General features: G+C 67.0%; 14 protein-coding genes and 1 other RNA gene. 11 read left to right on the top strand and 4 right to left on the bottom strand.

The features are described from left to right. The coding region (locus ACD584_RS18140; RefSeq protein ID WP_319608171.1) for a hypothetical protein at window positions 1-193 on the top strand (193 nt) is incomplete at its 5' end. A gap of 182 nt (window positions 194-375) precedes the next feature. Here the strand turns inward: ACD584_RS18140 and ACD584_RS18135 are convergent. Further along, the gene (locus ACD584_RS18135) at window positions 376-717 is read right to left on the bottom strand and encodes an HPF/RaiA family ribosome-associated protein (protein WP_012437150.1); all 342 of its coding nucleotides are present in this window, start codon (window positions 715-717) and stop codon (window positions 376-378) included. A gap of 593 nt (window positions 718-1310) precedes the next feature. Here ACD584_RS18135 and ACD584_RS18130 point away from each other — a divergent pair. Continuing rightward, on the top strand, window positions 1311-3734 hold the full coding sequence (locus tag ACD584_RS18130; RefSeq protein WP_175611882.1) for a DUF3772 domain-containing protein: 2424 nt from the start codon (window positions 1311-1313) through the stop codon (window positions 3732-3734). 1028 nt (window positions 3735-4762) lie between these two features. Here the strand turns inward: ACD584_RS18130 and ACD584_RS18125 are convergent. Together ACD584_RS18125 and ACD584_RS18120 are read right to left on the bottom strand one after the other, a co-directional pair. Continuing rightward, complete coding sequence (locus tag ACD584_RS18125) at window positions 4763-6871, bottom strand: phosphoglycerol transferase I (RefSeq protein WP_076037376.1); 2109 nt, start codon at window positions 6869-6871, stop codon at window positions 4763-4765. An 888-nt stretch (window positions 6872-7759) separates the two neighbouring features. Beyond that, window positions 7760-9484: an AarF/ABC1/UbiB kinase family protein gene (locus ACD584_RS18120; protein ID WP_076037374.1), complete on the bottom strand. Its 1725-nt coding sequence runs from the start codon at window positions 9482-9484 to the stop codon at window positions 7760-7762. A gap of 241 nt (window positions 9485-9725) precedes the next feature. Here ACD584_RS18120 and ACD584_RS18115 point away from each other — a divergent pair, with 241 nt between their 5' ends. From ACD584_RS18115 to ACD584_RS18105, 3 genes are all read left to right on the top strand, one after another. After that, on the top strand, window positions 9726-10667 hold the full coding sequence (locus tag ACD584_RS18115; RefSeq protein WP_014509267.1) for a DUF808 domain-containing protein: 942 nt from the start codon (window positions 9726-9728) through the stop codon (window positions 10665-10667). A 189-nt stretch (window positions 10668-10856) separates the two neighbouring features. Continuing rightward, a complete protein-coding gene (locus ACD584_RS18110) occupies window positions 10857-12233 on the top strand; it encodes a glycoside hydrolase family 10 protein (protein WP_070689483.1) in 1377 nt (458 codons plus the stop codon). Between the two features lie 60 nt (window positions 12234-12293). Next, window positions 12294-12368: non-coding RNA, sX9 sRNA (locus ACD584_RS18105), on the top strand. A gap of 3 nt (window positions 12369-12371) precedes the next feature. On the opposite strand, the gene ACD584_RS18100 is transcribed toward ACD584_RS18105, so the two are convergent. Beyond that, window positions 12372-13994 (bottom strand): GGDEF domain-containing protein, encoded by a 1623-nt coding sequence (locus ACD584_RS18100; protein ID WP_076037372.1) that lies wholly within the window; start codon window positions 13992-13994, stop codon window positions 12372-12374. Window positions 13995-14478: 484 nt separating this feature from the next. On the opposite strand from ACD584_RS18100, the gene glgA reads away from it, so the two are divergent. From glgA to ACD584_RS18070, 6 genes are read left to right on the top strand one after another with little or no spacing between them, the layout of a single operon-like run. Further along, window positions 14479-16065 carry a glycogen synthase GlgA gene (gene glgA, locus ACD584_RS18095; RefSeq protein WP_175611718.1) on the top strand — a complete coding sequence of 529 codons (1587 nt, stop codon included), beginning with the start codon at window positions 14479-14481 and terminating at the stop codon, window positions 16063-16065. Next, a complete protein-coding gene (locus ACD584_RS18090) occupies window positions 16062-18296 on the top strand; it encodes a 1,4-alpha-glucan branching enzyme (RefSeq protein ID WP_076037371.1) in 2235 nt (744 codons plus the stop codon). Before glgA ends, ACD584_RS18090 begins: the two co-directional genes overlap by 4 nt. 1 nt (window position 18297) lies before the next feature. Then, the gene (gene treZ, locus ACD584_RS18085) at window positions 18298-20055 is read left to right on the top strand and encodes a malto-oligosyltrehalose trehalohydrolase (RefSeq protein ID WP_076037370.1); all 1758 of its coding nucleotides are present in this window, start codon (window positions 18298-18300) and stop codon (window positions 20053-20055) included. Beyond that, window positions 20052-21983: a 4-alpha-glucanotransferase gene (locus ACD584_RS18080; protein WP_076037369.1), complete on the top strand. Its 1932-nt coding sequence runs from the start codon at window positions 20052-20054 to the stop codon at window positions 21981-21983. The genes treZ and ACD584_RS18080 overlap by 4 nt, the downstream gene beginning before the upstream one ends. Then, window positions 21980-24598, top strand: a complete 2619-nt coding sequence (gene treY, locus ACD584_RS18075) for a malto-oligosyltrehalose synthase (protein ID WP_076037368.1) — start codon at window positions 21980-21982, stop codon at window positions 24596-24598. Before ACD584_RS18080 ends, treY begins: the two co-directional genes overlap by 4 nt. After that, window positions 24595-24783 (top strand): DUF2934 domain-containing protein, encoded by a 189-nt coding sequence (locus ACD584_RS18070; protein WP_011035666.1) that lies wholly within the window; start codon window positions 24595-24597, stop codon window positions 24781-24783. The genes treY and ACD584_RS18070 overlap by 4 nt, the downstream gene beginning before the upstream one ends. Window positions 24784-24791 lie beyond the last annotated feature (8 nt).

The raw sequence follows: 24791 nt of genomic DNA, 5'->3' as shown, positions 1-24791 counted from the left end.
GGACGCAGCCGACGCGGAGCATCAGTCATTAGGGCTTCTGTCCATCCCTACCGCATCGGTGGCGCTGGCCTGCATTCCATATCAGTGGTCTTTGTCTGTTCATCTATGGCTCATCTGTCCACTGCTGTCCATCCGCACCCAATCGAGCCCCAAAACGTTGGGGGCATCCATGGGGGAATCGGTCCGCTACTAACTTGATTAAATCCATTTTAAACAAACGATTACGCGGAATGTCCGAATCCCTTCGGGCGCACCAGACATGAGTCGGCCCGTTTGTGATAGCACTGCCATTGCAAACGGGCCGATCGCGTTTTCAGGGATGCGTGGGGCCATGGGTTGCCACAGGGCGGGTGTGCCCGCCCCGCAGTGCAGACCTTACAAGGGGTCTGGCGCCGGCGCGGTCGCCTTGGCCTGCTGCTTGCCGCGGGCGCTTTCGATGGCGCTGCGCAGCTTGCGGGCCGCACCGGTGACCGCAGACGCGGTGGTTTCGGCGCTGTTGCTGGCAGCGATGGGCGGCAGGCCGGCGACATGCGCCTCGATACTGCAGGTCCGATCCGCCGCACCGCCACGCTGGCCGTTCTCGTCGCGCAAATGCACTTCCACGCGGGTGATGTCGTGGGCAAAGTGCGCCAACTGCGCGGAACAGGTCTTCTCGACGTGCTGCACAACGGAGGGGTCATGCGGCACGTGGTTGTCGGTCTGGATCTGGATCTGCATAGGAGTCTCCTTCGCGGTCATCCGCTGCGTCTGCCGCAGCGGTGATTCGATTCTGCGACAGCCAACTGTTGGCACGAGGTGACAGCCCGGCGCCGAAGTTCATGCGCTGGTTGGCTGGCGTCGGCGAGCCATGTGGTGGGGGACTGGATGCCCAGGCACGCCAGGGCGTGCTGACTGGCGAGGACGCCTGTTGTCGGGTGACTGCGACTGTCCCTAGCTGCTTGCCATTGCGCGCACTCCGCATTCGCCTACGTGAGCCTGTCTGGCTTCGATCACATGCTCAACTCGAACGTGGACTGTCTTCGGCTCACGTGGCTCATCGCCCTGGACACGGTCTCGACATGCACACCGCTCGCTGGGCTTCCCGACCCGGTCGGTTCGCCGGCCAATGGGCCCACTACGTGCACTGCGGGTTCCAATGGTCTCCGCTGGTGGGCGCACTCATCGCTGAATCGGCGCGGCCGGGGTGAGCCGGATTGCCGGAACCGCTCCGGGCGGTGGCTTAAGATTGCGGGCTCTGCGCATCGTCCGCGCCTGCCCGATACCTGCCCGTGTCTGAATTTCGAGTGGTTCCAACTGCCCATCGCGGCGTCGTGCGGCGCCTGCTGTTGCTGGTGGCGCTGTGGATGGTTTGCGTGGGTGCTGCGGTGGCGCAGGACGAGGACACGCTGCAGGAAAATGCGCAGGCCCAACTCGACAGCATGCAGAAGGTTCTCAAGCAGGCCGAAGCGGGGCTGGAAAAGTCCGATAAGGATCAGCTCGGCAAGCTGACCGATGAGGTCAGCGGCGCGCAGCGGCAGGCGCAGGATCTGGTGCGCACGTTGGATCCGCCGCTGAAGGAACTCAACGTGCGGCTGGAGGCGCTTGGCGTCAAGCAAGCAGGCGAGCCAAAAGACCTGACCAAGCAACGTGAGTCGCTGGCCAAAGAACGCGATGGGCTGGATGCCGAATCCAAGCGCGCCATGCTGTTGGTCTCCGATGCCAAGGACCTGGCCGATCGGCTCGAGCGCGAACGCGTGCAACGCTTCAGCGTGCAGCTCTCGACGCGCGTGGCCTCGCCGTTGTCGCCGGCATTCTGGAACCAGATTGCGCAGCAGTGGCCTGACGATCGCGCGCGCCTGCAGGCGTTGTCGGCCAGGACGGTGCAGATGGTGCAGGCCGGAACCGCCGCCAATGGCGTCGGCGGGTTGATCACCGGTGTGCTGATCGCGCTGTTGCTGGCCCTGCCGCTGCGCATCTTTCTGCGCCATCTGGGCCGGCGCTATGCGGCCTCGCGCGCGCCGGGCGGGCGCTTGCGACGCTCGGGGCTGGCATTGTGGTTTCTGCTGATCGGCACGCTGACGCTTGGAGTCGCGGCGTTTGTCCTGGTCGAAAGTATCCGCTCGCTCGGCCAGGTGGCGGAGGATCTGGACCAGCTGCTGACCGGGTTTGTCGCGGTCAGTCTGGTGGCCGCCTTCGTGGGCTCGCTCAGTGCCAGCCTGCTGATGAAGCATCAACCCAGCTGGCGGTTGTTCCCGCTGGATGACGCCACCGTCGATCGGCTGCGCGTGCATTGCCTGGCCACCGCAGCGGTGATCTGGTGCAGCGGCATGGCGTCCAAGATCAACGAGGCCGCGGGTAGCAGCCCGGCGTTGAATACAGCCACCGATGCGGTGGCGGCATTGCTGTATGCGGGGTTGATTCTGTCGGCGTTGGCGGGCTTGAGTCTGTCGTTGCGCGCGCACGCGGCCAATGCAGGCGTGGTCGATCCCGACAGCGACGCGCCACCACCGGTGGTCTCGCGCGGCGGCGGCTTCATCGTTCTGATCCGCCTGCTGGGACATCTGGCGGTGATCTTTGCGCTGATCGCCGCCTTGTTCGGCTATCTCAATCTGGCCTTGTTCGTGGAGCGGCAGATCATCTGGATCACCCTGGTCTGCAGCCTGCTCGGCTTGCTGGTGGTGTTCGCCGACGATCTGATGACCTGGCTGTTCAAACCCGATGGCCGTTTCAGCCGCGCGCTCGCGCACGCGCTCAGCATCGGCAGCGGGCGCCTGGTGCAGCTGGGATTGCTGATCTCGGCGGCGGCCCGCGTGGTGCTGGTGCTGTTGGGCATCGCGTTGCTGCTGACGCCGTATGGCGCAAATCTCAGCGTGGTGGCCGACTGGGCGGAGAACATCACCCACGGCATCAACATCGGCAAAGAGCTGGTGATCACCCCCGGCGATGTGTTCCGGGCGCTGTGCGTGTTCCTGCTGGGCATGGGGGTGGTGCATGTGGTGCAGCAGTGGTTGCTCAACACCTATCTGCCCAAGACCGAACTCGATGCCGGCGCACGTAACTCCATCAGCACGGTGGCGCGCTATCTGGGCTGGTTGATCGTGGTGGTGTGGGGCCTGACTGCGCTGGGCCTGGACCTGAAACGGTTGGCGCTGGTGCTGAGCGCGTTGTCGGTGGGCATCGGGTTTGGCTTGCAGGCGATCACGCAGAACTTTGTGTCGGGCCTGATCCTGCTGGCCGAGCGGCCGGTGAAGATTGGCGATTGGGTGCGCATTGGCGACCAGGAAGGCGATGTGCGCAAGATCAGCGTGCGCGCCACAGAGATCCAGGTCGGCGACCGCTCCACACTGATCGTGCCCAACTCGGAATTGATCACCAAGAGCGTGCGCAACATGACCTTGTCCAATCCGTTGGGCCGGGTGCAATTGCAGTTCTCGGTGCCGCTGGAAACCGATGTGGCCAAGGTGCGCGACATGCTGCTGGAGTTGTTTGCCGAGCACACCAAGGTGCTGGCCGAGCCGGCGCCAGAGGTGTTCATCGACTCGCTGGCAGGCGGCCACGTCAACTTCAATTCGTTTGCCTATGTGCGCAGCCCGCGCGATTCGTACGGCGTGCGTAGCGAACTGTTCTTTGCGTTGCTGCAGCGTATGGACACTGCCGGTATTGCGCTGCAATCGCCGCAGGAAATCCGCTTCAGCCGTGCGGGTGCGGCGGTGGCGCGCGATGCGGGCGATGCCACGCCTGCTTCGGAAGGCTGAGCTGGCGTGCGCGTGTGGTGCGCTGTTAATGCGTCAGCGCGGTGGAAGCGCGGCGGTAGGTCGGCTACGGCGTCATCTGGATGGTTCCAGGCCGGGTGGGCGGAAGGCGGTGCCTCAGCGCAGGAGGCATCTGACGTGACGACCAGCCCCCGCGCATCGTCCCTATCCGGTCACGCCGCGTGTCGCTCACCGTCTCTTCGTTCCGTCGACGAGCCGGAATAACGAATCGCCGCTGGCTTCACACATAGGACGACCGGGATTTGAATCGTCGCGCGTCCAGGCGCGGTCGACTGCCTGGATCAACCGTCTGATCTGCTGAGTGCGCGGTGCCCTCAGCGCTTCCGGGACACGCCGTGAATCTGTCCGTGGAGGCTCCTTAGCGGCATCCATGCCAAGGGTCGCGCAAACGGTGTGGACACCGCGCCGGAGAGTTGGTCGGTGGTCACCTGAAAAGCGGCGGTCGCAACATGCATCCGAAGTTGAGCCGGCTAACCACTATCGAACAGAGTGCATCAAACACTGCTTGTGCCATGCACACCGATCATCCCCACTGGTCCTTGACCGCCCACCGGCACGGGACCTTATGCGGCATGGATGCCGCATAAGAGCCTCCATGGACGGATTCACGGCGTGTCCCGCGCCGGTGGGCGGGCGAGGGCCCTGCAGCCAGGCCGCAGAACACATGCTTGGCTTTGGTGTCCGCTCCGGCTCCGGCGTTGCCTCTTCCACACCGCCTTTTTCAAACCAGGACGACTGCCTTTAGCTGCTGGCGTTCAATGCGCAGTGAAACCGACAGCATCGCCAACCCCGATGCCGCACACGCCAACGCCAGCTTGGTCGAGCGCGCAACGGGCTTGCCACTTCAAGGGCTTGTCGCGAATGCATCCATGGAAACCCAGGTGCCGGCGCCGGTGTCGCCTCAATGCCCCGCACGCCGTGAGGACACCGCCTCGGAAGCTGCAGATTCATGTGCCACATGCCGCAGCAAACAACAGCAACGCCCGCCTGCTAGCGGTGCAGAGACCCGATCAGGAGCGATCCGCAACCGCGGTGTCCTTGACCAACGCCAGGTCGTCCACGCTCACCTCTTCGGTGTAGTCCAGCCAGGCGCGGATCTCCAGATCCTCCACTGCGTGCTCCAGGCCGACCGGCATGCGGATGCGGCCGGAGGCGTCGGGCACCACCCATTGCTGGGCCAGCACCACCTTGCGTTCGGACGACACGGCTTCGACCCAGAACGCGCGGGTTGGGCGGCGCTTGGCGTAAAGCTCGAGCATGTAGCGCCCGGCCTCGGTCTTGCGCGCGGCCTGGGTGAGCATGATCGGCTGACGCACGCGCGGGCGCGGCGCTTGCGGGGTGACATCCAGCGGCGCATCCACGGCGATGCCGCGGGTGAGGTCGGGGTCGCGGTACAGCTTCATGTGCTGATTGCGATCCACCACCAGCGCACACCAGTCGCCATCAGCCGAACCGTCTTCGAAGGCGGTGCAGCGGTCCACATAGGCCAGCGTGCCGTCGCTGTGGGTGCGGTCGAACTGGCGCGAGGTGTTTTCCAGATACACCGTCTTGAGGTTGGTGTCGTCGTCGTATTCCAGTAGCACCGGCGGGCGCACCTGCTGCACGCCCACCACCACATCGCCATTGCCGTTGACACGCAACATGCGCGTGCTGCGCCCGGTCCATAACGTGCGTGCATAGGCCAGATAGCGCGGATAGTTTTTGCCGCTGTCACGACTGGCGGCAACGCTGGCACTTGGCGGGGCGTCATTGGCCAGCAGCGAGCGGCCGAAGCCCAGCGTGCGCATGCCCGGTTCCAGCAATTGCAGCAGCGTGGCGCCCGAATCCAGGGTGCTGCCGGCGCGCGTGACCACCTGCTGCGGCGGAATGTCCTTGCCGAGGAACAGTAACAGGTTTTCGCGTTTTTGCTTGGCCAGCACGTCGCTGAGATCGTTGGGCATGGCCAGGTGATCGGAGGCGATCACGATGATGGTGTTGCGGCCATAGCGGCTGTTGCGGATGCGCGTGACCAGCTCACCAATCAGCCGGTCGCTGCACTTGATGGCATGCAGCAGCCCGATGTCACCCAGCGGGCTCTCATAACGCTGGTTCTTGCACGCCAGCGGCAGGTGGCCGGCGGGGTGATGGGTGTCCATGGTCAAGGTGGTGAGCATGAACGGCTGGCCGGCGCGCGAGAGCGTCTGGAAGCTCTCCCATGCATCGTCGAGCAAGACATCGTCGTGCACGCCCCATGCGGAGAAATGCTTCGGTGCCACGCCCTTGTCGTGGAAGTAATTCACGTCGTGCACCACGTCGAAGCCGTGGCTGGCCAGAAAGCTGCCCTTGCCGGCGAAGCTGGCATCGGCGCCGCCCACGTAGTGATTGCGGTAGCCCTGGTCCTTGAGATAGTCGCCCAGGCAACGCGCCTCGGGCAGGAACAGGCCCATGCGCCCCATGCTGTTCTCATCGCCTGGGGCAGTGGTCAGCGGCACGCCGCACATTGAGGCGACCATGCCGGCAATGGTCCAGCCGCTGCCTTCGGTGGAGGTGAGGTTGCGCACGTCCACTGCTTCGGTGGCGAGCTGGCGCAGATTGGGCATCAAGCCGGGAAACGTCGCTTCGTCGAAGTAGGTGCGCTCCAGGCTTTCGCCATAGATCCAGACGATGTTCTTGCGCTTTTGCAGCGGCTGCTGCGGCACCTGGTATTCCGGCACCACGGTGGCGTAATCGACCGGGCGCAACTGGTAATACAGCCGCTTGCCATCGCGGTACAGCGGGCTGACTGCCACGCTCACCAACAGCATCACCACGAACGCACCGAACACCGCACCGCCGCCACGCGGGCGCCGGAAACGGCGCACCCGCAACAGCACCAGCGGGCTGAGCGAGAGCAGCAGCATGCCGATAAACACGGCGATATAGCCGGAGAAATCGCTTACACCGGCGCCGTCCATGTCCGTGCGCAGGTGGTAGAGCGTTGCGGCATTGATGCCGTCGCCACTGAGCCGATCGACCAGGCCCCACGCGCTGAGCAACAGCAACAACAACGACAGCAGCCCGGCTTTCAGCCACGCCAGACGCGGCGACGCCACCAGCAACCAGAGCAACAGCAACAACGACAGCGCCAAAATCCAATGCATGTGCAGCGTCCGTGGGGGAAAGAGGCGAGCACGCACCGCACGCTTTGCTCGCCGTGTCCTTGGGTTTCACGCGAAATGTGACACCGGGATGACGGACTATGCCGCGACAAAGCTGACTGAAATGTTTGTTGAGGGCCCTGATGTAGTGTTGCGGCCACTGTGCGCGCTGCTTTGCCAGGTGGGCTGCTTTCTCGCCGAAGCGCGTGTGGACGCGGGCAAAGCGCAAATTACGCTGCGATATACAGGCGTATTGGCGCGGTTCTGCCCGCTCTGAGCTGCACGATTGAACGGCGCAGTGCTGGCCGTCAAAGACACACGCAGTGTGATGCAAGACGCTTGGGGAGCTAGTCGTTGTCTGGAGAACGACTGGTTGCGGCGTGGCGAGAATTGCTAGGGGATATCGAGCACTAGGCAGGAAGTGCGCCTGGCCTTTGTGGCGCTGCTGCCCGGACAACACCTTTGAATGCTCGCGCAGCTGCGGCATGTGTTCGGTGCGTTGGCGAACGCAAGCTAGGTGCGTGCGGTTGAAAGCACGCGTTCATTGCGCTGTTGCGCGATAGCGAGAAATCATCGACGGTGCCTATCAACCTATCAACCTATCAACCTATCAACCTATCAACCTATCAACCGATCAACCGATCAACCGATCAACCGATCAACTGATCAACCGGGCTGCCTGCGATCGGGCTGGCACCGCCGCTTGTCGCCAACCAGATGCGCCATGGCCCTTGATGCTCTTCGATGATGTCGCAAGCGAGATCCATGCAGGCAACCACGACGCCGGCGTGCAGACACTTTTGACTTCAACGCCACTGCCACCGCCCATATGCGGCGTCGAACGCCTAACGAAGAACAGGCGCACAAGCAGCAGGCACCAACCATCCCGCGTTACCGGTGCCCACGTTCCTCACGTGCGCGCACGCGGCGGTCGAAGACCAGCGCACTGAGCACGATACCCAGGCCCAGGAACACGCCGAGCAGAAACAGCACCATCGCGATCGCGGGGTAGCCCCACAGCTTGAGACCGGTCTCGATCCGCATCATCTGCGAGGACGCCATGATCAGCGCGGCGGTGACGATGCCGGCGGCGACGCGGTTGGCGATCTTCTGCAGGCTTTCCATCAGGTGCGACTCTTCCAGCCCGGTCACCCGCATCTGCATGCGGTTTTCGGCCACCAGCGAGAGGATGTCGGACATGCGGCGCGGGCCTTCGCGCAGCAGGTGCTGCAATTCCATGGCTTCGCTGGCCAGGTTGGCCGCCGACATCGACTTCTTCAGGCGCGCGCGCATCACGTGCTGCAGGTGGCGTTCGACGATGCGGCGCGTATCCAGTGCCGGCGACAGCGCGCGGCATACGCCTTCCAGATTCAGCAAGGTCTTGCCGAGCAGGCTCAGCTCCGGCGGCGTGCGCAGGCCGGTGGCGGTGGCAATGCGCACCAGGTCCAGCACCACGCGGCCCTCGGAGGTGGCGTCGTGTGCGGCGTAGCGGGCAATCATCTGCCCGGTTTCGCGCAGGTAGCGCTCCTCGTCGTAGTCCTCCAGGCGCGTGCTGAGCGCGATGGTTTCCTCGGCGACTTCTTCGCCACGGCCATCTACGGCGGCAAACAGCAATTTGAGCAGGCGCTCGCGCAGGCGCGGTGGCACGTGGGCCACCATGCCCAGGTCGAAGATGGCCAGGCGACCGTCGGGCATTACCCGCAGGTTGCCCGGGTGCGGGTCGGCATGGATTTCGCCATGCACGAACATCTGGTCCAGGTAGCCCTTGACCAGGGCCGCGGCCAGCTCGTCCATCGGCTGCTCGGTGCGGCGCAGGCCGGAGATCTTGTCCACGCGCACGCCTTCGGCCAGCTGCATGGTCAGCACCTTGCGGCTGCTGAGGTCCCACACCGGTTGCGGCACCCACAGCAAAGGGAGCGGCTTGAGGTGTTCGCCGAAGCGCACCAGGGTCTCGGCTTCGGCTTCGTAGTTGAGTTCGGCGCGCAGGGTCTTGCCGAATTCGCCCAGCCAGTCGGCAAAGCGCACCCGCCGGCCGATGCCGGTGAGGCGGTCGGCGGCGTTGGCGAAGCTCTTGAGAACGTCCAGGTCCGAGCGCACCTGCGCGGCGACCTCGGGCTTTTGCACCTTGATCGCCACCGGCGTGCCGTCACGCAGGGCGGCGCGATGCACCTGCGCCAGCGAGGCGCAGCCCAGCGGCACCGGGTCGAAATGCGAGAACGCCTTGTTGACCGCCACGCCGAGCTCTTCTTCGATGATCTGGCGGATGCGCTCCACCGGCACCGAGCTGGTGTTCTCCTGCATGCGCTCCAGCGCGGTGGCGAACTCCGGCGGCACGATGTCCGGGCGGGTGGAGAGCATCTGCCCGAGTTTGACGAAGGTGGGGCCCAGCGCCTCCAGGTCGGCAACGAACTGGTCCGGCGTGCCTTCGGCGGGCACTTCGTATTCATTGACCGCCGCCGGGTCCAGGCTCATGCCGGCAAACACGCCCGACCCGCGGTACCGCAGCAACAGGCGCAGGATCTGCGTCCGTCGGCTCATGCCGCCGACCACGGCGTTGTCGGCCGGGTGCGTGGCCTGAGCCGGTGTGCGGTGCGGGTCGTTGGGGCTCAAGGCCATCTCCGGGTGGTGTTGAGCGCCCGAGTGTGGCCAGCGCCGGGTCGTCGCGTGGTGAATCCGCGCCCGGGCCTGCGAACGGTCCGGGCGTGCCGCTGCTGCCGGCGGCGCGCGCGGCGCAGTCTGGCCTGCTGGCGCGTGCTGCGTGTGCCCCGCGGTGTCTCGCCAGCACCCTGGTGCAGCCGTCACCCCATCGGCGCGCAGGATCGGCGAGAATTCACGCCCACCCAAGAAGGACCTCCGCATGGCCGGTGCCAGCCTGTTTACCCTGCTCGACGACATCGCCACGCTGCTGGACGACGTGTCCATCCTCACCAAGGTGGCGGCCAAGAAGACGGCCGGCGTGCTGGGCGACGATCTGGCGCTCAACGCGCAGCAGGTCACCGGCGTCACCGCCGACCGCGAGCTGCCGGTGGTGTGGGCGGTGGCCAAGGGCTCGCTGGTGAACAAGGTGATCCTGGTCCCGGCGGCGCTGGCGATCAGCGCCCTGGAGGCCTGGCTGCGCGGGCGCGGCTACAACGTGCCGCTGGTGATGCCGCTGATGATGATCGGCGGCGCGTACCTGTGTTTCGAAGGCGTGGAGAAGCTGGCGCACAAGTTCCTGCATAGCGAAGAAGAAGATGCGCAGCGGCACGCCGAGCGCACCCGGGTGCTGGCCGACGAGGCAGTGGACGTGGTGGCGCTGGAGAAGGACAAGGTCAAGGGCGCGATCCGCACCGACTTCATCCTGTCGGCCGAAATCATCGTGCTGTCGCTGGGCGTGGTGGCGGGCGTGTCGTTCGGCCAGCAGGTGGCCGTGCTGGTGGCGATTGCGCTGGCCATGACCATCGGCGTCTACGGCCTGGTGGCCGGCATCGTGAAGCTCGACGACCTGGGCCTGTATCTGAGCAAGAAGGGCGCGGCGCTGGCGGCCCTGGGCCGCGGCATCCTGGTGGCGGCGCCGTGGCTGATGAAGTTCCTGTCGGTGGCCGGCACGCTGGCGATGTTCCTGGTCGGCGGCGGCATCCTGGTGCACAACATCCCGACCCTGCACCACCTGGTGGTGGACCTGGCAAAGGCCTCCGGCAGCCTGGGCTGGCTGGTGGAGGCACTGGGCAACATGCTGGTGGGCGTGGTGGCCGGTGCGGTGGTGCTGGCGGCGGTGACCGGGTTTCAGAAGCTGCGCGGGAACAAGGCCGCGCACTGATTCTGTGCAGTCGCTTCGGCGACAAGCGAAATCGCGTACAGGCTAACGATCATGGGTTGCGCGCCTGCTGGTTGCGCTTGCTAGCCTCTGGCAACACCGCTGGTGCGGTGTGCGGCCAGGTAGTCGCCTGCGGTGGCATGCGGATGGCGTTGGCTGGCCTTGCTGGCGGACCACAGGCGAGAGCGCAACATGCACAAGATGCTGGACGAGTACGACCATGCAGGTGGATCTACGCGTGCAGCGGCGCAGTCAGAGCTGCCGCAGGCGGATGATGGGGCGCCCGCAGCACTGGCGTGCGGGTCCGACGCGATCGGGCGCAGACGCTTCCTGGGGCTGGGGTCGGCAGCAATCGCAGCGAGTGTGGCGGGTGTGCCGGCACGCGCAGCGCTTCCTGCGCGCGGCCAGATGCGGGCCACCTGGGTAACGAGTGTGCTCAATCTCGACTGGCCAAGTGCGGCCTCCGCCCGTGTGGCCGATCCGATCGCGCGTGTCATGCTCCAGCAGCAGGAATTGCTGGCGATTCTCGACCAGGCCCAGGCGCTGCATCTCAACACGTTGGTCTTTCAGGTCAAGCCATGTGCCGATGCGTTGTATCGGTCGCGGATTCTGCCATGGTCGCCGGTGTTGACGGGCGTGCATGGCAAGGATCCCGGTTTCGATCCATTGGCCTTCCTGCTTCGGCACGCGCACGCACGCGGCATCCAGGTCCATGCCTGGCTCAATCCTTACCGCGTCTCGACCAACATCAGCCAGGCCACGCGCGATGCGTTGAGCGCTGCATCGCGCGATTCGCCCCCCAGCGTGTACGTGCAACATCCCGAGTGGGTAGGGGTGGCCGCCAACCGGCTGGTGCTTGATCCCGGTATTCCTGCCGTTCGCCGCTGGATCTGCGCCGTGGTCGCGGAACTGATTGTCCGTTACAACGTGGATGGTGTGCAGTTCGACGATTATTTCTATAGCGAAACCGCGCAGTCGCCGCTGGACGACGCACAGACCTATGCCCGTCATGGTGCAGGCTTCGTCGACAAGGGCGATTGGCGGCGCCACAACACCTATCGCTTGATGCGGGAAGTGGGCACGACCATTCGCACGATCCGGCCGAGTGTGGCCTTCGGCGTCAGTCCGGCAGGGGTATGGCGCAACGTGCAGGACGATCCGCAGGGATCGCAGACGCAGGCAGGCGCTCCGTCGTTCGACGTTGCCTACGCAGATACCCGGCGCTGGGTGCGTGAAGAACTCGTCGATTACATCGTGCCGCAGATCTATTGGCCGTTTGCGCGCCAGATAGTGCGCTACGACACGATCGCGCGCTGGTGGGCCGACACCGTCGGCAGCGGCCGTGTCCACCTGTACATCGGCATGGCGTTGTACAAGGTAGGGATTGCGAATGCGCTGGAGCCGGACTGGACCATTGCCGGCGGTGTCCCGGAGATCGCCCGCCAATTGGATTTGAACGCAGCCCTGCCTCAGATACGTGGATGCATGCTGTTTCGCCAAGGGTTCATTGCCCAACCCCAGACCGGGCAGGTCGTGGACTATCTGAAGCTGCGTTGGCAGGGGAGTTAGAGCAGCTATCAAAACGACTGCGCAGCTGCCAGACGGGCGCGGCCGGTGCTCGGAATCGGCATGTACCCCCGTACACACCGGTTTCTCCGCGCCGGCCGCACCCACCTGACGGCTGCTCGCTACGTTTTGTTAGCGCTCTTAGTCGGCGCTGATCACCCGGTTCTTGCCGGCCGCCTTGGAGTCGTACATGGCGCGGTCGGCGCGGCGGATCACCTCGTCCTGGGCTTCGTCGGTGCGGCGCATTGCCACGCCGCCGCTGAAGCTGACGAACACGCGCACGTCTTCATGCAGCAGCGAGCGCTGCGCAAGCGCGCGCTGCAGGCGGATCACCGCAGCGCTGGCCTCGAAGATGGTCGAGTCCGGCAACAGCAACACGAATTCCTCGCCACCGAAGCGCGCAATCGCATCGGTGGTGCGCAGCACCGACTTGGCCACGTCCACGGTGTGGCGCAACGCGGCGTCGCCACCGGCATGCCCATGGGTCTCGTTGAGGCGGCGGAAGTCGTCCAGGTCCAGCATCGCCACGCACAGCGGTTGCCCGCTGCGCTGGGTGCGGGTGGCCTCGCGCTCGAACAGTTCTTCGAAGCCGCGCCGGTTGAGGGCGCCGGTGAGCTGGTCTTCGCGCACCAGACCGGCCACGTCCTTGAGCTCCTGCTCCAGCGAGGCGATGCGGTGCTCGGCCTCTTCCACCTGGCGGCGCGCGGACAGCAGTTCATCGCGGGCGGCCAGCGCCTGCGCCTGCACGCCGGCGGTGTCCTGCAACAGGTCCTGCAGCAAACGGTTGAGGTCGGGAATGCTGCGAGCGTCGCCGATCGCCTGCGAATAACCGGCAACGCGGTCGTGGTATTCGCCGGTGCTGGTGGCCATGCCGTCGAGCCGGTCGACGAAGGACACCATCATCTCGCGCATGGCGGTCTTGGAGTCGGCAATGCCCTGCTTGAGCAGGCCTTGCTTGTAGATCACCTCGCGCAGGGTGCCGCGCGCCTGTTCGATCGAACCCACGTCCATCGGCCCGGCGATCAACTGCCGGACCACCGAGATCTGGCCCTGCAGCCAGCTGCGATCGTCCAGGAGTTCGCCGACGTTCTCCAACAATAGGTCGAATAACCCCAGCAACAGGTTCTGTTGCTCGCTGGCATCTTCGGCGCGCAAGCCGATCTGGTGGCTGAGCTCGCGTAGCCGCTGTTCCAGGGTGATCAGTTCGTGGCCGGGTCGCCAGTGGCGCAGTGCCGAGGCCAGCGTTTGCGCTTCTTCGGCCAACTCCGGGCTGCGTTGCAGCAGTGTGGCCAATGCATTGCCCAACGCGTGCCGCAGCAGGTCGCGCAGCTGTTCTGCTTCGGTACGGCCTTCGGCCAGCGAATCGCCGGTATCGATGGTGCGGATGTATTTGTCGATCAGCTGGCGCAGGGCGCGCCCATATCCGGGCCAGTCGCCGGCGGCATACGCCGTACCCAGGCGTACGCCCATGTCGCCGAGCTCACCATGCAGGCTGGCAATGCCTTCGGCAAAGGCCAGCAGCAAGGCTTCCGGGTGCGCGGCATGCGAAAACAGGCGGATCAGTAGCGCAGTGGCAGCGGCGGGGTCATGCGCGCCCGACTTGGCCTTGGCCGGCACCAGCTGATGTGCAGCCAATCCAGCGCCGTCGCGCTCGCCCAGCACGCTGGGCAAGGTAGCCGGGCGCGCGGTGCCGGCACCGCCCCATGGCAGCAGACGGCGCAGCCCGCCACGTGGGCGGTTGGGGTGTTCGGGCTGTTCTGCCATGCGCCAGGTCTCGAGGGTGAAGTACCAACGCCACGTTATCGGCGTTGGTGCAGGGCCCTTGAGCACGCGCGTGCGCGGTTTGCAGACGCGACCGCAGTAACGCCGACGGCCATCACACGCGAGGGCGGATCGTGCGCATCTGAACCAGTTACGCAGATGACGACAGCCACGGCCGCGGCTCCCGATTTCGGTGCAACGCAACCACCGCGCACCTATGTGGGGATGTCATCGCACTGCAATCTCACGCTTCTGCCGAATGCCGCAGCAGAACCACTGCAAGGGAATGTGTGCTGTCTTGGAAAAGTCAGCACGTGTTCACGCATCTTTTATTTAGACGGGGTGTAGATTCACTGACAAGGACGACGTGGAGTACGCGCGTTGGCCCCGCTCCTCTCTTCGTTGCAAGTCGTCTGGCCACGCAGGCAGGCGATGGTTTTTGCTTCTCTGTTTTTCCGTCTCCACCCACTTTACGACGGACGTTTAGATGGTTGCCATGATGCCGCTTCACGCCACTACCGCACGCCTAGAGCGCAGCACGATGATCCCGACTTCGCTCAAGAAGAGCGTGCGGCCGCGTGATGCGCGCGGCCGTTTCATCCGTCACCACGAGCGTCTGCCGGTTGCACTGGCCGATACGCGCGGTGCGTTGTTCGTGGTGTCGGAGATGGCGGACTTCATCAAGGCCGGCGGCCTGGGTGATGTGGCGGCGGCACTGCCGCGCGCATTGCGCCATCGCTACGACGTGCGCGTGTTGATCCCCGGCTACCGCGCGGTGCTGGCGCGCGCGGGCAAGGTGGAGATCGTGGGCCGTGTGCTGGCGCATGCCGCGCTGCCGGCCTGCGACATCGGCCGCATCGTGCAATCGGACGGCCTGCCGATCTACATCCTGCTGTCCAAGGAACTGTTCGAACGCGATGGCTCGCCGTATGTGAGCACCAGCGGTTCGGAGTTCGAAGACAACGCAATCCGCTTTGCCACCTTGTCGCACGCTGCCGCGCAGATCGCCGCCGGCCGTGCCGGGCTGGGCTGGCGGCCGCGCCTGCTGCACCTCAACGACTGGCCGTGTGCCCTGGCTGCCGCCTACGTGCGCTGGTCCGGCGGCACCACGCCGTGCCTGCTGACCATCCATAACCTGGCCTACCAGGGCCTGGTGCCGTATTCGATGGCCGCCGCACTGGGCATCCCGGCCGAGCGCGTCTCGGAGCTGGAGTTCTACGGACAGATGTCGTTCCTGCGCGGCGGCATCGTGCATGCCGACCACGTCAACACGGTGAGCGTCAGCTACGCGCAGCAGATCACCGGCCCGGCGCAGGGCTGCGGGCTGGACCGCCTGCTGGCCGGCCGCGCCGCCAAGGGCGCGCTGAGCGGCATCGTCAACGGCATCGACGCCAGCTGGGACCCGCGCACCGACGAATACCTGGACAGCCATTTCAGCGTGAACCACTGGCAGGGCCGCCAGGCCAACGCCGCGCAGGTGCGCAAGGCCTTCGGTCTGCGTGAGAGCGCCGGCCCGCTGTTCGCGGTGGTGTCGCGCCTGGTGCACCAGAAGGGCCTGGACCTGATTTGCGAGGTCGCCCCGCAGATCGTGGCCGCTGGCGGCCAGATCGCGGTGATCGGCGGCGGTGAGCCGGAGATCGAGCAACAGGTGGCCGAGCTGACCCGGCGTTATCCCGGCCAGGTCGGTGCGTTCATCGGTTTCGAGGAAGGCCTGGCGCGGCGCATGTTCGCCGGCGCCGACTTCCTGCTGATGCCCTCGCGCTTCGAGCCGTGCGGCCTGAGCCAGATGTACGCGCAGCGCTTCGGCTGCCTGCCGATCGCGCATGCCACTGGTGGGCTGATCGACACCGTGGACGATGGTGTCACCGGGTTCCTGTTCCAGCAGGCCAGCGCCGAAGCGCTGCGGCGCTGCCTGGAGCGCGCCTTCCGCACCTTCCGCCTGCCCAGCCTGCTGTCGGCGATGCGCCGCGCCGCGATGCTGCGGCCCAGCGGCTGGGATGTGGCGGGCAAGAAATACATCTCGCTATACGAGCGCACCGCTGAAACCGCACCCGCTGTTGCGACGGTGTCATGAGCGAACGGTTGGGCGTGCACGGCCGGGACGCGGAGCAGGACATGGTGGAAGGCGGCGGAGGGAGCGCCGTAGCACTGCAGGACCTGCAGGCGATCGCCGCCGGGCTCCCCGGCGACGCCTTTGCGGTGTTGGGGCCGCACGTGCAGGCCGATGGCCGCTTGCGTGTGCGGGTCCTGGCGCCCGGCGCCGAGGCCTTGGGGCTGATCGATGGCCGCGGCAAGTTGCTGGCCCGCATGCAGGCCAGCCCGATCGACGGTGTGTTCGAAGGCGAACTGCCGGCAGAGGCCGCGTACCGCCTGCGCATCGTCTGGCCGGACGTGGTGCAGGAGATCGAAGACCCATACGCGTTTGCGCCGCAGATCGATGAATCGGCGCTGCTGCAGATTGCTGCCGGCGACGGCCAGGCGCTGCGCGCCAACCTGGGCGCGCGGCATGTGCAGGTTGGCGAGGTGCCCACGGTGCGTTTTGCGGTGTGGGCGTCGCATGCCCAGCGCGTGGCAGTGGTGGGCGACTTCAACGGTTGGGAGCCACGCCGCCATCCAATGCGCCAGCGCAGCGGCGGCATCTGGGAGCTGGTGCTGCCACGCGTGGAGACCGGCGCGCGCTACAAGTACGCCATCACCACCGCCGATGGCCGGGTCTTGCTCAAGGCCGACCCGGTGGCCCGACAGAGCGAGTTGCCACCGGCCACCGCCTCGGTGGTGGCCAGTGCGGATGCGTTTGCCTGGACCGATGCCGAGTGGATGGCACGCCGCAGCGCCGCTGCCGAGCCGGCGCCGCTGTCGATCTATGAAGTGCACGCTGCCTCCTGGCGCCGCGACGGCCACGATCAGCCGCTGGACTGGGTGTCGCTGGCGGCGCAGTTGATCCCGTACGTTCAGGAGCTGGGCTTCACCCATATCGAACTACTGCCGATCACCGAGCACCCGTTCGGCGGCTCGTGGGGCTATCAGCCGCTGGGCTTGTACGCGCCCACTGCAAGGCACGGCAGCCCGGACGGGTTTGCCCAGTTCGTCGATGCGTGCCACCGCGCCGGCATCGGCGTGATCCTGGACTGGGTCAGCGCGCACTTTCCCGATGATGCACATGGGCTGAGCCAGTTCGACGGCAGTGCCACCTACGAGCACGCCGACCCGCGCGAGGGCATGCATCGCGACTGGAATACGCTGATCTACAACTACGGCCGGCCCGAGGTCACCGCGTATCTGCTCGGCAGTGCGATGGAGTGGATTGCGCATTACCACCTCGATGGCCTGCGCGTGGATGCGGTGGCCTCGATGCTCTACCGCGACTACGGCCGTGCCGAGGGCGAGTGGGTGCCCAACGCCCACGGCGGGCGCGAGAACCTGGAGGCGGTGGCGTTCCTGCGCCAGCTCACCGGCGAGATCGCCAGCCAGTTCCCCGGCGTGCTGACCATCGCCGAGGAATCCACGGCCTGGCCGGGCGTGACCGCGCCGATCAGCGAAGGCGGGCTGGGCTTTACGCACAAATGGAACATGGGCTGGATGCACGACACGCTGCACTACATGCAGCGCGACCCGGCCGCGCGCGCCCAGCATCACAGCCAGCTGACTTTCGGGCTGGTGTATGCGTTTTCCGAACGCTTCGTGCTGCCGCTGTCGCATGACGAAGTGGTGCACGGCACCGGCGGCCTGCTTGGCCAGATGCCCGGCGACGACTGGCGCCGCTTTGCCAACCTGCGCGCCTACCTGGCGTTGATGTGGGCTCACCCGGGCGACAAGTTGCTGTTCATGGGCGCCGAATTCGGCCAGCGGGCGGATTGGAACCACGACCGCTCGCTGGACTGGCACCTGCTCGATCACGCGCCGCATCGCGGGATGCAGCAGCTGGTGCGCGATCTCAACCGCGCCTTGCGCCGCGTGCCTGCGCTGTACCGCGGCAACCACCGTGCCGATGGCTTCGAGTGGAGCGTGGCCGACGATGCGCGCAACAGCGTGCTGGCCTTCATTCGCCACGACCCCGACGGCGGCGCGCCGCTGCTGGCGGTGAGCAACCTCACCCCGCAGCCGCATCACGACTACCGCGTCGGCGTGCCGCGTGCCGGCGGCTGGCGCGAAATCCTCAATACCGACAGTGCCCATTACGGCGGCAGCAATCTTGGCAATGGCGGTCGTCTGCTGACCGAACCGACCGGGATGCATGGCCACGCGCAAAGCCTGCGCCTGACGCTGCCGCCGCTGGCCACGATCTACCTGCAAGCGGAGAAATGACATGATCGAGCGCAATGTGACCACGCCCGCCTGGGGTGCATGGCCGGCGGGCGACGGGCAGGTGCGCTTTGCGCTCTGGGCGCCCGATGCCCACACCGTGGAAGTGATCTTCGACAGCGGCGAGCGTGCCGCGCTGCAGCGGCAGGACGATGGGTTTTTCAGTGGTGTGGCGGCCTGCGCACTGGATGCGCGCTACCGCTACCGCGTGGATGGCCAGACGCCGGTGCCGGACCCTGCCTCGCGCTGGCAGCCCGATGGCGTGCACGGCTCCAGTGCGGTGCAGCGCGTTGACGGCTACCACTGGACGCACACGCAGTGGCAGGGCCGGCCGTGGGACGAGGCGGTGATCTACGAACTGCACGTCGGTGCCTGCGGGGGCTACGCCGGTGTGCAGGCGCAATTGCCGCAGCTGGCGGCAATGGGCATCACCGCGATCGAGCTGATGCCGCTGAGCGCATTTCCCGGTGCGCACAACTGGGGCTACGACGGCGTGCTGCCGTATGCGCCGGCCGAGGCCTACGGCACGCCGGACGAGCTGAAGGCACTGATCGACGCGGCACACGGCCATGGCCTGATGGTGTTGCTGGATGTGGTCTACAACCATTTCGGCCCGGACGGTAATTACCTGGGCAGTTACGCCTCGGCGTTCTTCAACGAAGACAAGCCCACGCCGTGGGGCGCAGCGATCGACTTCCGCAAGCCACCGGTGCAGCGCTACTTCCTCGACAACGCGCTGATGTGGCTGCACGAATACGGCTTCGACGGGCTGCGCCTGGATGCGGTGCATGCGATCACGCCCAATGCGTTCCTGGATACCTTGCGCGAGACCATCGAGGCCAGCCTGCCGGCCGGGCGGCACGTGCATCTGGTGCTGGAAAACGAAGCCAACCAGGCCTCGCAACTGGACCGTGGCTACACCGCGCAATGGGACGACGATTTCCACAATGCGCTGCACGTGCTGCTGACCGGTGAGGAAGAGGGCTATTACGCCGCGTTTGCCGACCAGCCCTCCCAGCATCTGGCGCGCGTGCTTGGCGAAGGCTTCGCCTATCAGGGCCAGCCCGATCCGCGCGGGCATGTGCGTGGCGAGCCGAGCGGGGCGCTGCCGCCGCACAAGTTCGTGATCTTTGCGCAGAACCACGACCAGATCGGCAACCGCGCCTGCGGTGAGCGGCTGAGCGTGCTGGTGTCGCCGCAACGGTTGCGTGCGGCGCTGGCGCTGACCGCGTTGACGCCGATGATCCCGCTGTTCTTCATGGGTGAGCCGTGGGGCGCAACGCAGCCGTTCCTGTTCTTCACCGACTTCGGCCCGCCGCTCGACGATGCGGTGCGCGAAGGCCGCCGCCGCGAGTTTGCGCACTTTGCCGCATTCGCCGACCCGGCCAAGCGCGAAACCATTCCCGACCCCAACAGCCACGCCACCTTTGCTGCCTCGCGTGCGCCGATCGAAGACGCCGCGCACGGCGACGGCGCGCAGTGGGCGGCCTGGTTCCAGGCGCTGCTGGGCGTGCGCCGGCAGTGGCTGGTGCCCGGCCTGGCGCAGGCGCGCGCGCTGCGTGCCAGCGTGCTGGCCGATGGTGCAGTCACCGCCACCTGGGAGTTGCCGGGCGGGCTGTGGCATATCGCCTTCAACGTTGGTGCCGATGCAGTGCCGTTGCCGCCGCTGCGTGGCCGCGTGGCGCATGCCGAAAACGTTGCGGCCGATGCGCAGACGCTGCCCACCGACAGCTTCATCGCCTGGTACGAGGAACACGCATGAGTACGCAGGAACTGCATGCCCTGGCCGCCGCGGCCGGGGTGATGGTGGATTGGGTGGACGCCAGCGACCAGCCGCGCCAGGTGGCGCCGGAGTCGATCCATGCCGTGCTCACCGCGCTGGAATTGCCCGCCGCCAGCGCCGCGCAGCGCGCCGACAGCCTGCAGCGCATCCGCGCCACTGCCGCCGAGCCGGCGCCGCTGGTGACGGTGAAGGTGGGCGAGCCCTTGCCGTTGCAGGTTGCGCCCAACGCACAGGGCCGCTGGCAGGCCGAAGACGGCAGCAGCGAGGCCGCGCGGGCCGATGCGCAGGGCCGGCTGCTGGCGCCGGCGCGCTTTGGCTACTGGACGCTGGAACTGGGCACCACGGCCCAGCAGGTGGCCGTGGCGCCGCAGCGCTGCTTCAGCGTGGCCGACGCCTGTGGCCAGCCGGTGCCGCGTGCGTGGGGCATGGCGCTGCAGGTGTATTCGGCCCGCAGCGCCGACGATGGCGGCATTGGCGATGCGGCCGGAGCCATGGAGTGGGTGCGGCAGGCCGCCGGCGCCAATGCCGATGCGTTGGCGCTGAGCCCGGTGCATGCCTCGCGCCCGATCACCGGCGGCTACAGCCCGTATTCGCCCAGCGACCGGCGGTTCCTGGACCCCTTGCACGCCGCACCGGTGCGCGTGCTGGGCGATGCCGTGCACACGGCGATTGCTGCCGTGCCCGGCCTGCGCGAACGCCTGGACGGGCTGCATGGCACCGCATTGATCGACTGGCCGGCCTCGGCCGCTGCCAAGTGGGAACTGCTGCGCCAGCTGTCCACCCAGGTGACGCCGGACCACCCGGAGCTGGCGGCGTTTCGCGCTCAGGGTGGCGCGGCGCTGGAGGCGTTTGCACACTTCGCCGCGCGCGACTTCGGCGATGGCGATGCGCACCTGCATGTGTTCACCCAATGGCTGGCCGCCCGCAGCTGGGCCGACGTGCAACGTGAAGCGCACGAGCGCGGCATGCGGATCGGCCTGATTGCCGATCTGGCGGTGGGCTTTGATCCGAATGGTGCCGAAGCCGCCGCCGCGGCCGACACCGTACTGCGCGGGCTGGTGCTGGGCGCGCCCCCGGACGCCTTCAATGCCGATGGCCAGCACTGGGGCATCGGTGCGTACTCGCCCACCGCGCTGCGCCGTAGCGGATTTGCGCCGTATATCGCGCTGCTGCGTGCGGTGCTGCGCGACCGTGGCGGCATCCGCATCGATCACATCCTGGGCCTGCTGCGGCTGTGGGTGGTGCCCGATGGCGCCAGCTCCGGCGATGGCGCCTACCTGGCGTATCCGCTGCAGGACCTGCTCAATCTGCTCGCGCTGGAATCCTGGCGGCATCGCGCCATCGTGATCGGCGAAGACCTGGGCGTGGTGCCGCCGGGCATCCGCGAGGAGCTCTCGCGCCGCGGCGTGATGGGCATCGACGTGCTGATGTTCACCCGCGACCAGGAGGGTGCCTTCGTGCCGCCGGCGCTGTGGCGTGCGGACGCGGTGGCCACCACCACCACCCACGATCTGCCCACCCTGACCGGCTGGCGCGCCGGCCGCGACATCGACTGGCGCCGCAAGCTCGAGCTGATCCAGCCCGCGCAGGCGCAGGCCGACCACCAGACGCGCACGCGCGACGCTTCGCGCCTGGACGCGGCCGTGGCCGACGCCGGCCTGGGCAGAGATGCGCCGTTGCTGGATGCGCTGCGCTTCACCGCCAGCAGTGTGTCGCCGCTGGCCCTGCTGCCGGTGGAAGACGCGCTGGCGCTGGACGAACAACCCAATCTGCCGGGCACCGTCGAGGTCCATCCCAATTGGCGCCGACGCCTGCCCGACCCCTTGCCCCAGGCGCAGCTGACCGCCGCGCTGCAGGGTTTTGCCGAGGCGCGCCGCGTCTCGGCCGTTTCGGAACCGCATCCATGATTCCCCTTCGCGCCACCGCCCGCCTGCAGCTGCATGCCGGTTTCACCCTGCACGATGCGCTTGCGCAGGTGCCGTACTACGCCGGGCTGGGCATCAGCCATCTGTATCTGTCGCCGATCGGCACTGCGGTGCCGGGCTCCACGCACGGCTACGACAACATCGATCCCACGGTGGTCAACCCGGAGCTCGGTGGCGAAGACGCTCTGGTGGCGCTGTCACAGGCCGCACGCGCGCACGACATGGGCCTGATCGCCGACATCGTGCCCAACCACATGGCCACGCACGCGCAGAACGCGTGGTGGTGGGATGTCTTGCGCAACGGCCGCAGCGCCAAGCACGCCGACTGGTTCGACATCGATTGGCGCGCCCCGGGCCGCGACGGCAAGCTGTGGCTGGCGGTGCTCGACCGGCCCTATGCCAACGCATTGGCCGACGGCCTGATCACGCTGGTGCTGGATGACGACGGCACGCCCGCACTGGCGCATTACGACCAGCGCTACCCGATCCGTCCGCAGACCCTCGACGTGCCGGAAGCCTCGGCGCGCGCGCAGTGGCTGCGCGACTACAACGACGGTGCCAAACGCGGCGACGGCCGCCTGCACAAGTTGATCGAACGCCAGCCCTACCGCCTGAACTGGTGGCGCGTGGGCAACGACATGCTCAACTACCGCCGCTTCTTCGACATCACCTCGCTGGTGGCGCTGCGGGTGGAGCTGCCGGCAGTGTTCGACGCGGTGCATGCGCTGCCGCTGCGGCTGGTGGCCGAAGGCCATCTGGACGGCCTGCGCATCGACCATGTCGATGGCCTCACCGATCCCACCGGCTATGTGCGCAAGCTGCGCAGCCGCCTGGATGCGGCCGGCCGCCAGCGCGGGCTCAAGCCCGGCAGCCTGGGCCTGTACCTGGAAAAGATCCTCGCCCCCGGCGAGCACCTGCCGGCCGACTGGCCGTGCGACGGCACCACCGGCTATGACTTCATGGACCAGGTGGGCGGCGTGCTGCACGACGCGGCCGGCTTCAAGCCGCTGGCGCGCGCCTGGCAGAAGGTGAGCGGACGCAGTGGCGACTTTGCGCAGGAAGAACGCAGCGCACGCGATGAGATGCTGCGCGGCTCGCTGCAGACCGAGTTCAATCGCGCGGTGGGTGCGTTGTCGGCCCTGGCGCGGCTGGATCCGCCCACGCGTGAGTTCAGCCCGCAAATGCTGGCACGTGGGCTGTGCGTGCTGCTGCGCTGGTTCCCGGTGTACCGCACCTATGCCGGCGCCAAGGGCCTGAGCGGTGCCGATGCGGAGCGCCTGCGCAGCACCGCCGCGCGCGCGCGCCAGGGCATGCCCGAGGCGATCGTGGCGGCGGTGGATGCCATCGAGCGCTGGCTGCTCGACGACAACGGCGCCGACCGCGCGCAGATTGCGCTGCGCCGCATCCTGCGCCGCCGGGTGGAGCAGTTGTCGGCCCCGCTCAATGCCAAGGCCGTGGAAGACACCGCGTTTTACCGCCACGGCGTGTTGTTGTCGCGCAACGAGGTCGGCAGCCATCCGACCCATTTCGCCAACGACATCGCGCAGTTCCATGCGCAGAACCAGGAGCGCGCCAAGCACTACCCGCGCGCGCTGCTGGCCACCGCCACGCATGACCACAAGCGCGGCGAAGACCTGCGCATGCGCATGGCGGTGTTGTCCGAACAACCGCGCTGGTGGGTGGAGCAGAGCACGCAGTTCGATGCGCTGACCGAGTCGCTGGAGGCACCGGCCCTGGCCGGCGGCGACCAGCAGATGCTGTGGCAGACCCTGGTGGCCGCCTGGCCGATCGGGCTGGGCGCCGACCAGGCCGAGCCGCTGGCCGCGTTTGCCGAGCGCGTGGCGCAGTGGCTGCTCAAGGCCGTGCGCGAAGCCAAGCTGCACACCAGCTGGACCGATGGCTCGCCCGATTACGAACAGGCCGTGCAGGCCACCGTGGAGCAGGTGCTGTGCAGCCGCGCCGGCCTGCCGCTGCGCCGCGCGCTGTTGCGCGCCAGCAACCACATCGCCGCTGCCGGTGCGCGCAATGCGTTGGCGCAGACCACGCTGCGCCTCACCGTGCCGGGCGTGCCCGATCTCTACCAGGGCACCGAAGGCTGGGATCTGTCGCTGGTGGACCCGGACAACCGCCGCCCGGTGGACTACGCCCAACGCCAGCAATGGCTGACGCTGCGCCGCGACTGGCATGCGCTGCTGCGCAGCTGGCGCGATGGCGCGGTCAAGGCGCGCCTCACCGCGGTGCTGCTGCAACTGCGCGCCGCGCATCCGGCGCTGTTCGCGCAAGGCGACTATCAGCCCTTGAACGTAGCCACCGGCACGCAGGCGCAAGTGATCGCCTTCCGTCGCCAGCATCGTGGTCAATCATTGATCGTGGCCGTCACCCGGCTGGGTGCCGGTGAGCAGGCATCTGGCGAGCTGCCGCTGCTGGTGCCGCCGGCGGAATGGGGCAACGCGGCGCTGGCCGTGCCGGATGGGGCGTATCGCAATGTGCTCGATGGCAGCACACTGCAGCCCCAGCGCGGGCGTCTTGCGCTGTCCACGCTATTTGCACGCTCCCCGGTGGCAGTGTTGCTGACCCCCTCAGAGGAAACACGATGAACGACACGCAGCGCCAGGCACGCCTCCGTCAGCTGGCACAGGAAATATGGGAGGCCGAAGGCCGCCCGGACGGGCATGCCGACCGCCACTGGGCCATGGCCGAGCGCCTGGTCGAGGCAGAAATTCGCGCCGCCGAGCAGGGCGCCGCCGCGCCCGCCGGCCCGCGTATCGTTGCATCGTCGTAATCGCGTTC

It is taken from the genome of Xanthomonas sp. NCPPB 2922 (genome assembly GCF_041520885.1).
Lineage (GTDB): Bacteria > Pseudomonadota > Gammaproteobacteria > Xanthomonadales > Xanthomonadaceae > Xanthomonas > Xanthomonas campestris.
Note: the sequence above shows the minus strand (reverse complement) of the source record. Positions and strands in the feature narration are given on the sequence as shown.

Excerpts from the sequence above, each read along its gene's own strand:
- ACD584_RS18135 (WP_012437150.1), bottom strand. The coding sequence starts at position 717 with ATGCAGATCCAGATCCAGACCGACAACCACGTGCCGCATGACCCCTCC.
- ACD584_RS18125 (WP_076037376.1), bottom strand. The coding sequence starts at position 6,871 with ATGCATTGGATTTTGGCGCTGTCGTTGTTGCTGTTGCTCTGGTTGCTG.
- ACD584_RS18120 (WP_076037374.1), bottom strand. The coding sequence starts at position 9,484 with ATGGCCTTGAGCCCCAACGACCCGCACCGCACACCGGCTCAGGCCACG.
- ACD584_RS18115 (WP_014509267.1), top strand. The coding sequence starts at position 9,726 with ATGGCCGGTGCCAGCCTGTTTACCCTGCTCGACGACATCGCCACGCTG.
- ACD584_RS18110 (WP_070689483.1), top strand. The coding sequence starts at position 10,857 with ATGCACAAGATGCTGGACGAGTACGACCATGCAGGTGGATCTACGCGT.
- ACD584_RS18100 (WP_076037372.1), bottom strand. The coding sequence starts at position 13,994 with ATGGCAGAACAGCCCGAACACCCCAACCGCCCACGTGGCGGGCTGCGC.
- glgA (WP_175611718.1), top strand. The coding sequence starts at position 14,479 with ATGGTTGCCATGATGCCGCTTCACGCCACTACCGCACGCCTAGAGCGC.
- ACD584_RS18090 (WP_076037371.1), top strand. The coding sequence starts at position 16,062 with ATGAGCGAACGGTTGGGCGTGCACGGCCGGGACGCGGAGCAGGACATG.
- treZ (WP_076037370.1), top strand. The coding sequence starts at position 18,298 with ATGATCGAGCGCAATGTGACCACGCCCGCCTGGGGTGCATGGCCGGCG.
- ACD584_RS18080 (WP_076037369.1), top strand. The coding sequence starts at position 20,052 with ATGAGTACGCAGGAACTGCATGCCCTGGCCGCCGCGGCCGGGGTGATG.
- treY (WP_076037368.1), top strand. The coding sequence starts at position 21,980 with ATGATTCCCCTTCGCGCCACCGCCCGCCTGCAGCTGCATGCCGGTTTC.
- ACD584_RS18070 (WP_011035666.1), top strand. The coding sequence starts at position 24,595 with ATGAACGACACGCAGCGCCAGGCACGCCTCCGTCAGCTGGCACAGGAA.